Annotated in this window: 11 protein-coding genes and 1 pseudogene; 3 read left to right on the forward strand and 9 right to left on the reverse strand. The window is 45.6% G+C overall.

The window, feature by feature from the left end; all coding sequences use genetic code 11:
* Positions 1-36 precede the first annotated feature (36 nt).
* Positions 37-1,512: an MBOAT family O-acyltransferase gene (locus HFV01_RS25760; protein ID WP_006616477.1), complete on the forward strand. Its 1,476-nt coding sequence runs from the start codon at positions 37-39 to the stop codon at positions 1,510-1,512.
* Positions 1,513-1,558: 46 nt separating this feature from the next.
* On the opposite strand, the gene lepA is transcribed toward HFV01_RS25760, so the two are convergent.
* The 4 genes from lepA to crtR all read right to left on the reverse strand — a co-directional run bounded on the left by lepA (position 1,559) and on the right by crtR (position 5,565).
* Positions 1,559-3,373, reverse strand: coding sequence for a translation elongation factor 4 (lepA, locus tag HFV01_RS25765; RefSeq protein ID WP_193520512.1), 1,815 nt, complete (start codon positions 3,371-3,373; stop codon positions 1,559-1,561).
* 193 nt (positions 3,374-3,566) lie between these two features.
* On the reverse strand, positions 3,567-3,890 hold the full coding sequence (locus HFV01_RS25770; protein ID WP_006618001.1) for a DUF1825 family protein: 324 nt from the start codon (positions 3,888-3,890) through the stop codon (positions 3,567-3,569).
* 165 nt (positions 3,891-4,055) lie between these two features.
* A complete protein-coding gene (gene lepB, locus HFV01_RS25775; protein WP_006618002.1) occupies positions 4,056-4,649 on the reverse strand; it encodes a signal peptidase I in 594 nt (197 codons plus the stop codon).
* Positions 4,650-4,659: 10 nt separating this feature from the next.
* Positions 4,660-5,565, reverse strand: coding sequence for a beta-carotene hydroxylase (gene crtR, locus HFV01_RS25780; protein ID WP_006618003.1), 906 nt, complete (start codon positions 5,563-5,565; stop codon positions 4,660-4,662).
* 140 nt (positions 5,566-5,705) lie between these two features.
* Between crtR and HFV01_RS25785 the strand changes: the two genes are divergently transcribed.
* A complete protein-coding gene (locus tag HFV01_RS25785) occupies positions 5,706-6,512 on the forward strand; it encodes a COP23 domain-containing protein (RefSeq protein ID WP_006622094.1) in 807 nt (268 codons plus the stop codon).
* A gap of 218 nt (positions 6,513-6,730) precedes the next feature.
* On the opposite strand, the gene HFV01_RS25790 is transcribed toward HFV01_RS25785, so the two are convergent.
* The 3 genes and pseudogenes from HFV01_RS25790 to HFV01_RS32230 all read right to left on the reverse strand — a co-directional run.
* Entirely contained in the window at positions 6,731-7,174 is a 444-nt protein-coding gene (locus tag HFV01_RS25790; protein ID WP_006622096.1) for a T3SS (YopN, CesT) and YbjN peptide-binding chaperone 1, read from the reverse strand.
* 143 nt (positions 7,175-7,317) lie between these two features.
* On the reverse strand, positions 7,318-8,385 hold the full coding sequence (locus HFV01_RS25795) for an RNA-guided endonuclease InsQ/TnpB family protein (RefSeq protein ID WP_231296447.1): 1,068 nt from the start codon (positions 8,383-8,385) through the stop codon (positions 7,318-7,320).
* Positions 8,386-8,422: 37 nt separating this feature from the next.
* Positions 8,423-8,998 (reverse strand): annotated as a pseudogene (locus HFV01_RS32230) (IS607 family transposase); the annotation flags it as partial.
* A 393-nt stretch (positions 8,999-9,391) separates the two neighbouring features.
* On the opposite strand from HFV01_RS32230, the gene HFV01_RS25805 reads away from it, so the two are divergent.
* Positions 9,392-10,408, forward strand: coding sequence for an adenosine kinase (locus tag HFV01_RS25805; protein ID WP_006668650.1), 1,017 nt, complete (start codon positions 9,392-9,394; stop codon positions 10,406-10,408).
* A gap of 124 nt (positions 10,409-10,532) precedes the next feature.
* On the opposite strand, the gene HFV01_RS25810 is transcribed toward HFV01_RS25805, so the two are convergent.
* Complete coding sequence (locus tag HFV01_RS25810) at positions 10,533-11,138, reverse strand: 50S ribosomal protein L25/general stress protein Ctc (RefSeq protein WP_006622100.1); 606 nt, start codon at positions 11,136-11,138, stop codon at positions 10,533-10,535.
* Positions 11,139-11,233: 95 nt separating this feature from the next.
* Positions 11,234-12,574 carry an adenylosuccinate synthase gene (locus tag HFV01_RS25815; protein WP_006622101.1) on the reverse strand — a complete coding sequence of 447 codons (1,341 nt, stop codon included), beginning with the start codon at positions 12,572-12,574 and terminating at the stop codon, positions 11,234-11,236.
* Between the last annotated feature and the right edge of the window lie 187 nt (positions 12,575-12,761).

Here is a 12,761-nt window from a genome sequence, read left to right on the forward strand (position 1 = left end):
CCGCCTTTATTATGGCAACTTCCCACTTCCCTATTTATGACTTTTATCTCCACCGATTACGCTATCTTCCTGTTTTGTGTCTTCCTGATTTATTGGCTAACACCCTGGCGAAAAGGCAGATTAATCATACTATTAGCAGCCAGTTTAATATTTTATGCCTCCCTACAAATTCAATATATCCCCCTGCTGTTACTGTGCATTTTCTTTAACTTTGGTTTAGCCCTCTCTATCGGTGAGCCTTTAGAAGACTGGCAAATTGCCAATAGTTCCTTCAACCGTCGCCGCCTGATTTTATTGTGGATTGGAATTACCATCAACCTCCTACTATTACTAGGCTTTAAATATATTCCTTTTCTGCTCAATATCATTGGCGGCATCTTCAATAATAATCAGATTCAAGATGCAGCGGTTTGGGTAAGTTCCTATATTGTACCACCTTTAGGATTGAGTTTTTTCTGCTTTGAAATAATCGCCTATTTAATAGATGTATATAGAGGCGCACCCCCCACCAATTCTTTACTAGAATTTACCAGCTATAAATTCTTATTCCCCAAATTCATTGCCGGCCCAATTACCCGCTATCATCATCTCAAAAATCAATTCCAAACCCTGCAATTTCCCACACCAGAAAAAATCACAGATGGTTTATGGTTGCTGGCTATGGGCGCAGTCAAAAAAGGAATTTTTGCCGATCGCATTGGTATTTTCGTAGACCTAAGTTTTGAAAACTTACAACGGGCTGGAAGTGGCGACTTATGGCTGGCTACAGTGGCTTATGGTTTACAGCTTTATTTAGATTTTACCGGCTATGTAGACCTAGCCAGAGGTACAGCATTACTACTAGGATTAAACTTACCAGAAAATTTTGATGCTCCCTATTTTACCACCAGTATCGCCGATTTTTGGCGACGATGGCATATCACCCTAGGGGACTGGCTGCGAAATTATCTATATTTTCCCCTAGGAGGGTCAAGGGTGGGACTCACGCGCACCTGTCTCAACTTACTAATTGTCATGTTAATTGCGGGAATTTGGCACGGCGCAGCCTGGGGGTTTATTTTATGGGGGGTATTACACGGGGTAGCTTTAGTCATTCACCGACTGACAGACACCCTATCTAAACAGTTATCAATAGAGTGGATTTGGCTAACTTTTCCAGGTATAATTATCAGTTGGTTTATCACCCAATTAATGGTTTTTTGGACTTGGATTTTCTTCAGACTTCCTGACTTAAAGGATTCATTTTGGGTAGTGCAAAACCTTTGGGGCACCCGCGCCGACATTCAATTTGCCCACCTAGTTTATGTGGAGGCTTTAGGAGTTGAAAGAATTGATTTAGCCAGGATTCTAGTTGGGGTAATCATAGCCATGGCGATCGCCACCGCATTTCGACGGGGTTTAAAAGTACAACTCAACTGGCCGATTAAGTTAATTTTAGTTCCCCTGTGCTTTTTCGCGGTCTTATTATTAGCCCCAGAAGGTGGTTTACCCTACATTTATTTTGACTTTTAAGCCCCCAAAATCCCCCCCAGTGATACCCCAACCACATCGCCAGAAATTAGGAATCTTGATTAAGTTTTAAAACCGCCATAAAAGCCTCTTGGGGAACATCCACCGACCCCAAAGCCTTCATCCGTTTTTTACCCTTAGCCTGCTTCTGGAGTAATTTCTTTTTACGGCTAATATCACCGCCATAACACTTAGCTAAAACGTCCTTACGCAAAGCTGGTATATGTTCACTAGCGATCACCTTAGAACCGATCGCCGCTTGAATAGGGACCTTAAACTGATGGCGAGGAATCAACTCTTTGAGTTTTTCCGCCATTCCCCGTCCGACATTATAGGCTTTATCCCGATGAACAATCATCGCCAGGGAGTCTACAGTATCCTTATTAATCATAATATCCAGCTTAACCAAAGGATTCTCACGGTAGCCGACAAAATGATATTCCATACTGGCATATCCCCGCGATCGCGATTTCATTTGATCAAAAAAGTCCGTCACCACCTCAGCCAAAGGAACCTCATAAACCAAAGTTGTCCGCCCCATAGTCAGATATTTCATATCCAGAAAATCACCCCGCCGACCTTGGGCTAATTCCATCAAAGTACCCACAAAAGTCTCTGGGGTAATCATTTCTACCCGCACATAAGGTTCCTCTATTTTCTCGCGGTGATTAGGTTCGGGTAATTTACTCGGGTTATCAATCATCAGCACTTCCCCAGTATTAGTGGTCACCCTATAGACCACAGAAGGAGAAGTGACAATCAAATTTAGGTCATATTCTCGTTCCAATCTCTCTTGGACAATTTCCATGTGTAGTAACCCCAAGAAACCACACCGGAAACCAAACCCCATAGCACTAGACGTTTCAGGTTCGTATGACAAAGAAGCATCATTTAACTTGAGGCGATCGAGGGCTTCTCGTAAGTCGGGAAACTGGTCAGCATCAATAGGAAATAACCCACAAAATACCATGGGTTTAGCCTCTGTGTATCCAGGGAGAGGGCTAGGAGCCGGATTTTTAGCCATAGTAATGGTATCACCAACCCGGGCATCTTCCACAGCCTTAATCGCCGCACCCAGATAGCCGACTTCCCCGGCGTGCAATTCATCAACAGGGGTTTGAGTGGGGGCTAATACTCCTAACTCATCAATTTCGTATTCTTTACCAGATGCCATTAAACGAATGCGATCGCCTTTTTTAACCGTCCCGTCCATGACCCGAAAATAGACAATCACCCCACGATAACTGTCATAATAGCTATCAAAAATCAACGCCCGCAGTTTCTCGGATACGGTATCCTTGGGAGGCGGAACTAATTTGACAATAGACTCCAAAATCTCCTCAATACCAATACCTTCCTTAGCAGAAGCGCGGATCGCCTCGGAACAGTCTAAACCAATAATTTCCTCAATTTCCCCAGCGACCCGTTCAGGTTCAGCCCCAGGTAAATCAATTTTATTGAGGACTGGGATAATTTCTAAATCATTCTCCAAAGCTAAATAGACATTAGCCAAGGTTTGCGCTTCCACCCCTTGGGAAGCATCCACAACTAACAGCGCTCCCTCACAAGCAGCCAAAGAACGGGATACCTCATAGGAAAAGTCCACATGGCCAGGAGTATCGATCAGATTCAAAACATATTCCTGACCATCTTTGGCTGTATAATTCATCCGAGCGGCCTGGAGTTTGATGGTAATCCCCCGTTCCCGTTCAATATCCATGGAATCTAGGAACTGTTCCTTCATCTGGCGATCAGCGACAGTCCCGGTCTGCTGAAGTAGGCGATCGGCTAAGGTAGACTTACCATGATCAATATGAGCAATAATCGAAAAATTACGAATCCGAGTTACAGGAACGTTAGTCATAAGGGGTAACTTTTTAAAACCAGTCAGTGGGAGGATGGGTGCTTAACGTATTTTAACAAAAAATTGGCGACCGTAGCGATCGCACCCACAACTGATCAAACCAAAATCCGGTTATAGCCTTGTAGCGGACAAAATAAGCCCCCAAAATGCCATATACAGCATTTTCTGAGGCTCAAGTTTTTGGATAAACCATCTAAGGTTGTTTTTCCAGTTCCGATTTCATCTTTTCTAGGGTCATGTGCATTTGTTGGAACATCTGGTCAGGGGTAATCCCAAACTGGCCTAGTTGAGTTTTTAACTGTTCCATAGTCATCTGGGCCATGAAATCCTCAGACAGTTCAAACCGCTTCATAAAGATACGGTAACGATCCATCATCGATTCCATATTCTCAATAAACAGTTTTTTGCCCTCTCGGTCAAATTTCCCATAATCGCTTCCCAGTTGGATTAAAGACTGATAGTCCTCAAATAACTGTTTGGCTTCTTGCTGTACAATCTCAGATTCAAAGAAACTCATAATTGGTTAAATCTTTTATACAACAGGCGATCGCGATTCCTTAACCCAGGAATTGCTCCTATATTTTGTCTACAATTGTAACACCGAAATCTCGGCTACTGTACCCCCCAAGGGTCGCAATTGCCGTACCACTTCGGGCTATAATCCTTATAGACAAATTTTATCTTAGATCGGCCCTAATCGTTTCCAAGGCCAAAAACGCCAAGCCGCCCTACCAATAATGTTCTGTTGGGGTAAAAATCCCCAGATGTGGGAATCATTGCTATCGTTGCGGTTATCTCCCATGACAAAATACTGTTGGTCAGGTACCAAATTCGGTCCCCAATCATACTCAGGAGGTTCCGCGATATACTCTTCTGCGATCGGATCATTATCTAAATAAACCTTACCGCCGCGAATTTCCACCAGTTGACCTGGTTCACCAATAATACGCTTGATAAATGCTTGGTCTTTGGTGTAGCCTTGAACCCTTAACTGTCCAGGTGGCGTAAAAACAATAATATCCCCAAACTTGGGAGGACTGAATCTATATAAAACCTTTTCTACCACTAAGCGATCGCCAATTTCCAAAGTCGGGAACATTGAATCCGAGGGAATATAACGGGGTTCAGCCACAAAAATGCGGATTAGTAACGATAGACTCAAAGCCACCGCCAGAATCACCAAATTTTCCCGAAATTTCCCCCCTTTAGCGGTTGGAGCCGGGTCTTTGGGCTTGGTTTCCCCTTGTGGTTCCTGTTTTTGTTCCTGGGATCTCATTTTGGTTGATTCAATCCTCTGAGTTAGACAACTTAGGCGATTTGTGATGGTGAAAACGAATCCCTAGGAAAATATCATACATGAAACCCCAGAAGTCCTTGCCATTAAGCAATCCCAAGGTTTGGGGAGAGCCTTTGGCATCTAACAGAGGTTTAGTCGCTTCGTAGGCAGGTTTATATTTATACCAGGGAATTGACGGCCACAGATGATGGATCAAGTGGTAGTTTTGTCCCAAAATCAAAATATTGAGGAGCGCACTAGGATAAACCCTGGCATTTTTCCAGCGATTGCGTTCTTGAAAAGGACGATGGGGCAAATAGTCAAAGAATAAGCCCAAAGCCAGTCCTACCACTAAAGCCGGAGTAAACCAGAAGTTGAGAATATAGCCCAAAAAATCATAGTGAACCCCTAGGGCGACAATTACCACGACCACCATACGGCTTAAAAACCACTCCAGTAACTCATACTTGCGCCACAGTCGCCGCCGGAAGAAGAAAATCTCGTGATAAAAAAATCTGGCTGCAATTAACCACAACGGCCCCCCTGTGGAAACAAAATGATCAGGATCATTGTCTGGGTCATTAACATGGGCATGATGTTGGATATGGACCCGGGTAAAAACTGGAAAGGCAAAACCCAACATTAAAGCACTACCATGTCCCAGAATCGCATTCAGGGTGCGATCGCGGTGTGCAGAATTATGGGATGCGTCATGAATGACTGTCCCTGCTAGATGTAGGGCTAGTACATTACACAAAAAACAGAACCAATTAGGCCAGTGCCAGCACCAGTAACCTAGAGTAGAACTAATGACGATCGCAATAGCCCCTAAGAACATAAGGAGGGTTATATTTAAACCCCCTTCCGGGACTAGGAAATCCTTGGGAACCGTCAGCAGCTTCTGGCCCTCCGACATTATTGTTTGCACTCCTTAGAAGTTTGACACCTGAGTATTTTACGCGAGTCCTGAGCAACTGTAAATATTTGTAAACAAAATGAGTTGCCACCTTGCCTAAGAAAATATCACTACTTTACCTGAAGGAGGAAAAAAATTCCATGTTTACACAATTCAAGTTTGGTTGGCGTAAATTTTCCCCTATTTTCGGGGTGATCAGCTTATCCTTAGCCATGCCTCTGGTAATCAATCAGGGTGCGGCCACAGCTAGGCCCCTGTCCATAGGCGATCGCCATTTTAGTCCCTCCTGGTCCCAGATTACTGATCAACTCGGTCTTCCTAGGATTAATTTTCCCCAAAACCCACAACCAATCCCTACACAAACCTCTATTCCTCCCCAGCAAGAGGAGACAGTTCCCATTCCCCAGGTAGAAGTAGAAACAGAAACCGCCAATATTCCCCGGTTCCGCTGTGAAGTGGTCAACGGTCAATATACAGTTATGTATTATCCCGTCAGCCAACCAACTCAAGGCTTCCCCTGGGCGGTTCCTGGTGAAATGGGAGGTGGTTGGACTCCCCAACGTCGCTGTCAGGAAATTAGTAGCCGTCTGGAGTCCTATCGCCCTGATGGGTTGGTGGCTTTACAGACCGCTGTAGAAAATGGCCACAACACTGTTTGTGCTACTACGGAAGATATCCCTCAATGTCGGATTGTCCTGACGGTTCCGGCTGGCGAAAGTGCCGAAGTCGTGCGCGATCGCATTTTTCAGAATTTGTTAATTGCTGACAGCGGACAGAGTACCCAGGGAGTTTTGACTTTGGTCAATGAACGCTCAACCCTTGGTACACTGGAAGGCATCATTCCCAGGAGTTCGTCTAATCGTTCCCAAGGGATTCTGTTAAAACCTTTCCTAGACCCAGCAGACGGCGGCACTGGAAATCGCATGGATCGCCGTTTCTTCCGCTAATCTCCCCTTAAACCCCCAAATCCGGGGGTTTGGTGGTGGGTCAGGATTTGTCAACACCAAAAAACCGGAGCGAGGTCACGCGCCGTCTGTAGATAGCGGCGAGAAGATTGAGTATATTGGTCGGGCATTCATCCGCACCTGGCAAAAAGGATGGGGTATTCTGCCCGACATTTTCGATAAAATTTGGTGGTGGTAGAGCGATCGGCCACAGTATAATACTAGCGAATCCGATCTAAAGCCCGCATTCCTCCCCAACGCTCCACAATTTTGTCATCATAATCATCAGCAATTTCTAGCACCGCATTTACCGAAGATTCCAGTTCAATTTTGTCGCAGGTCGAACCCACAATGGTATGCTCGAACAGAACATCACCATTATCATCAATGCCAAAGGCTCCAAAGCGCATATTGCTGTTTTCCCGCAACAGAAACCGCATCAGGTCTGGGGTAAGTTCTGTTCCCGTCACCACATAGGAACGAGTGTTAATAATTGCCTCATCTTTTCCCCACGGAAAAACAAACACCTCCACCAGTGCTGACCCCATAAACAGGGCCAGTCCCGGCACATCCTGTCTGGCACAAGGAAATTTACCGTAAAGTTCCCTCATCCAAGTAGTAATTTTCTCATAACAGGCTTCCTGTATTGCACTCTCGAATTTCATCGGCTTCCCCCTTTCAGTATATTGATCATAGTTTTACCAAACACTTGTGCCAGAATGTCCTCACTACAACTTTTTTAGTGTTAGTGGGTATTAATGGCAACCAACAAATCATATCCCGACCAGGCAACCATGATCTGATACATTTACGCGACATTTTTCCGGTTGTTCCCGGACAATGCGACGATAGCACTATTACCGGTTAAGGTAACAGAGGCGGTATCCCGCAAAGCTTTTAGAAAGATTCCAAAAGCACCGTTCCAGTCCCGTGGTAGAGTGAACCCACACTCAGGACATCGGAACACTTTTGAGCCACCTAGCTGGGAATGCACATGACCACAGTGAGTACAGGTTTTGCTGGTGTATTCTTCCGTCACATCTACAACTGTGCTTCCAGTTATTTCCCCTTGATGCCTCAGGGTTAGTTTGAATCGATAATGCGCCCATGTCAGCATGGCGCGGGCAGTCTTAGACCTGATTAGACGCTTCACCTTGGCAACCATATCGGAAGTCTCGAAGGTCGGCAGAAAAATTATGCTGTAGTTGTGAGTCAAGTAGTGAGCAATTTGTTTGTGGGCTTCATCCACTAAATTCCGGATTTTGGTTCTCATTCGTTGAGCCGCTTGCCTCATCCGTCGCCTTCTTGAACGACAGGGTTCCTTGGCGATTCGGCTCATCAAATCATCCAAATGTTGACATAGCCTAGTAATGCGTCCAATATCCCCGGAGCCCAATTCCAGAAACCGAGAGCCATCAAACCCAGTTATGAAAGTTCGGACACCCGGGTCTAATGCAATCACGCCAGTAGCGTCAGTTGTGGTAACGGCAACTGGTTCAGGGAAAATCGCCAACCATCGACCTTTGGTAAACACCAACTGAGTCCCTTGCCCGCAAGTTTTAGGGATGGGTTCGGAAACCATGAAAGTTAATCCTTTCGTTAGTCTTGGATACCAACTCCCTGAAGAGAAATTAGTATTATTGAACTTAATCCCTTGAGAGCTGTCACGACAACTTCTAAACCTGGCATTAGCACTAGCGGTCAAAGCCTGATAGGCATCAAAGATGGCATTTTGCCGAATGTGGCAGGGTGTTTCTTTGACCCATTCGGGTAAGTCACTCTGCATCACTTTATTGCGTAACTTTAACTTGCTTAGTCGTTTACCACTCCGGGATAATGCAATTGCTTGGTTGTAGCAATACCGACAAGCGGCCAACCATTGGCGCCAGACTTGATTTAGCTCTAGGCTGGGGTAAATCCGGATCTTCTTTGACCTGAGTTTTGTATTTACTCCGTCGGTATAATCGGGAACTGAAGCAGTGGAGGATGGCGAGGATGTCCTCAACCATTTCTGGTTCTGGACTGAGACTTGTCTGGTTGAGAACCATGAGTGAACACCTGTTTTGCTCACAGAGCCATCGAAACAAGTCAAATCCCCATATTGCCAATCGGTCTGGGTGGGCAACGACAACCATGCGGACATCTCCTGACAAGACTTGTCCCAGTAAGGCCAGCATTTTCTTTCCCTTGAAGTTGAGCCCGCCTCCGATTTCTGAGACGACTTCTGCTTCGGGGTAGAGGTTGGACAGTGCGGCCACCTGTCGGTTGAGGTCTGACTGCTGGGCGCGGCTACTAACTCTGGCATAGATAACGACTTTGCGTTTGTCACTGCCTGATTTGGCAGCAGTATATCACTCAACGTTGTATCGTCGTTGCCCAGCGGGGGTTCTGATGGTCTCGATTGAGCCATTGTCGTCCCATCTGCGGAGTGTTCTTTCATGGACTCCAAGGATTTGGGCGGCTTCCTTGGGTTTGACATATTTGGCAATAGGTTTATCCTCAACTCTTCTCGCTTATTATACCGTATTGCCCTAAAATATTAACCTAATTTGAGATTAAATCATGCTCTATCTGCTAAGTGGCCACGCGCGGCTACCACTCAGCCCAAATGCTTGTGGATTATGGAAAATCGGCGATTTCGGCAATCGGGTTGTGGTATATTAAACAGAATCCTGCGATGAAAAAGTTAAGGTTAAGGCTATGAGCGAAATTTTTACAGGCAGTCTTATTGAACCCGTGTTACTCCTCTTAGGTTCCGTAGGGTTTTTCTTTTTTGCCATTCAAGCCTATCGCCAACTAGAAAAATGACTCCACCGTAGTAGGTGGCCGGGTGAAATCCCTTCCTCAAACTCCTATACTTTGATCAATACTAAAGCAATACAATGGTTATAAATGCACAGGACGGAAAATCTTTAGATGTGTTTGGGGTAGGAAATGCCCTATTAGATATTCTGGCCTTTGTCGAAGATGATTTTCTGGAAACTCATCAACTGGGTCGCGGCGGTATGACTCTGATGGATGCTCACCAACAGGGTACTTTATTGCAAGAGTTGGAGAATAGCCCACTTAAATTAAGCTGTGGCGGTTCTGCTGCTAATACCATGATGGCGATCGCTCAAAGTGGTGGAACTGGTTATTTTGCAGCCAAAGTAGGTTCCGACACCAACGGCGAGTTTTACAGACAAGACATGACCGCCGCCGGAATTGAGTTTGGGGTTAAATCGGCTACTGAAGAACAAGGACCCACAGGAACCTGTTTAGTCCTGACCACCCCAGACGCAGAACGCACCTTATGTACTAATTTAGGGGTATCTATTGCTCTGTCTCCAGCCGATATCGATTGGGAAGCATTTCGCCGCAGCCAATATGTATATATTGAAGGTTATCTCTGGGATGCTCCTGAACCCCGCCTAGCCTGTTTAGATATCCTCCAACAAGCTCAAACCCATAATATTAAGGTGGCTCTCACCTTTTCTGACCTATTCCTGGTGGAACGACACGGCGAGGAACTGCGACAATTATCAGCAGAATATGCTGATGTGATTTTCTGTAATGCAGATGAAGTCAAGGCGTTTTGTCAAGAAACAGACCTAGAAGCCTGTGCGCGTCAAATGTCTTCCTTAGCGGATCTAATTTTCATTACTAATGGCGGTCAAGGCTGTTTAGTTGTCCAAAATCAAACCATTACCCCGGTTTCTGGTTTTCCGGTGAAGCCTATTGATACTGTAGGTGCGGGGGATGCTTTTGCTGGTGGCGTTCTCTATGGACTCACTAACGGATTAACTACTGAGAAAGCTGCTCGCTGGGGGAATTATCTAGGTTCTCAAATTGTACAAGTCCGGGGCCCTCGTTTATCAGAATCCTATCGGTCACAGCTAGAAAAAATCATCAGCCGCTAATTTGATCATCGATTATCGATCATTATCCTGTAGGGGCGGTTTCCTACTCTCTCCTTAACCCCGGACTACAGAAATAGGAATATCTATCTTGTTTGTACCCGGTCCAAACCGCCCCTAATTCTGATTAAGCTGTAGCTGCCTCAGTTTCTCCTTCCCCGTCTTCAGCTTGTCCGCCACCACGATACAGAATTGAAGCCACTACTTGATCAGCCTCAGCAATAACTTCTACACCCTCTGGGAGTTGCAGTTCACTAATATGCAGCGCATCGCCAACTTCTAGTGAAGAAACTTCTACATCAATAGCTTCGGGAATATTCCCTGGCTTGCAGTTTACTTGCACTTCAGTAATTACTAGATCAAGCATTCCCCCACTATTTTTAACTCCGATGGGTTCGCCGATAAAGTTTAGGGGAATAGTGACTTCCACACTCTCGAGAGTTCCTACTGAGAAAAAACTCAGATGATAAGGAAAGCCTTTCCATGGGTGGGTTTGTACTTCCCGCAACAGAGCCTTACCAGCCCAGGATAAATCGGGAATATTCAGTTGAATCAAGGTATGATTCACGGCTCCCTTTTTCATGAGATTTTCAGCGCTTTTGGCATCAATGGTCAGTTCTTCAGATTCAGCCCCTTTATGACCATAAAGAACGGCGGGAATTAGACCCTCACGGCGTAAAGCTCTCGGTTTAGAACCTGATGGTCGCTTCTGACATTGTACAGTGATTTCCATGATTATTTCCTACTAACTAAACTGTGATGAATTTAGGGATATTTTAACCCAAAAATGCCGAGCGATCGCCACCCCATAAAATTTGATCACTCGGGTTAAGATTGATGCTCTACGGGCTGACCTTTGGCATCTAATAAAGCTCTTTTCGGGCCGTGAATGGGGTCTTCGACAATAATGGTTTGATCGCGACTGGCTCCTAGAGAAACAATGGCGATCGGAACCTCCATTAATTCCGCCAAAAACTTGAGATAATCAAGAGCTTGTTTCGGTAAGTCTTCCAAATCGCGACATTCAGCCGTAGATTTTTTCCATCCCGGTAAGGTTTCATAAATCGGCTGACAGCGAGCAAACTTGCGACCATCACTAGGGAAATCTTCGCAGCGTTCACCATCAAGATTATAGGCGACGCAAACTTTGATCTCTTCCAACTCATCCAAAACATCAAGTTTGGTAATAGCCAGACAGTCTAAGCCATTAATACGCACTGCATAGCGACCAATCACCCCATCAAACCAACCACACCGCCGTTGTCGTCCGGTGGTGGTTCCAAATTCCGCGCCGCGATCGCATAATACCTGACCAATGCCATCAACCATTTCCGTAGGAAAAGGTCCCTCTCCCACCCTGGTAGTATAGGCTTTCGCCACACCAATCACCCGATCAATCATGGTTGGTCCCACACCAGCGCCCACACAAGCGCCACCCGCCACCGGATTAGATGAGGTGACATAGGGATAAGTGCCATGATCTAGGTCTAGTAGGGTTCCCTGGGCTCCTTCAAATAAAATATTGTGCCGTTTCCGCACAGCATTATCAATTTTCAAGGAGGCATCAACCACATGGGGACGCAGGCGTTCTGCATATCCCAGATATTCTGTGATCACTGCTTCCGGGTCTACCGGGGGCAGATCATAGAGTTTTTCGAGGAGGACGTTTTTATATTTAATTGTCCATTCGAGTTGCGATCGCAGACTTTCCGAGTCCATCAAATCAATGACTCGAATACCCGTGCGTTCTGACTTATCAGCATAGGTCGGACCAATACCTCTGCCCGTTGTCCCAATTTTACGAGTTCCTCGGCGTTCCTCCGATGCCTGATCAATCAAACGGTGATAAGGCATCGTCACATGAGCCGTTTGAGCGATCATCAGTTTGGCGGTAGAAATGCCAAGTTCTTCTAGTTGGTCCAGTTCTCCAATCAATATTTTGGGATCAATCACCGTCCCCGAACCGATAATGCACTCGGTATCAGGATACAAAATTCCCGATGGAATCAGATGCAGTTTAAAGGTCTGGCCGTTGACTACAACGGTATGACCCGCATTCACTCCTCCTTGGTAGCGAACCACAACATCAGCCGATTTGCTGAGGAGATCGGTAACTTTTCCTTTTCCTTCGTCGCCCCACTGGGCACCTATTACGATTACGTTAGCCAAGGGACTCTTACGCCAAGCTACGGTTTACACAAACTCCTATTATCTAATGTCCATTGGTGTCATGTCAAATACTTCGATCGCCAAATCTCCCCCAATAGCCTTAGAACCTGCTTCTCCTCGGCTTCACCAGAAATCTCACCACCCTAATTCGGCTCCCCGATATCATGTAAAGTTTTGTAAAAAAATG

This window comes from Limnospira fusiformis SAG 85.79, from assembly GCF_012516315.1.
Taxonomy (GTDB): domain Bacteria; phylum Cyanobacteriota; class Cyanobacteriia; order Cyanobacteriales; family Microcoleaceae; genus Limnospira; species Limnospira fusiformis.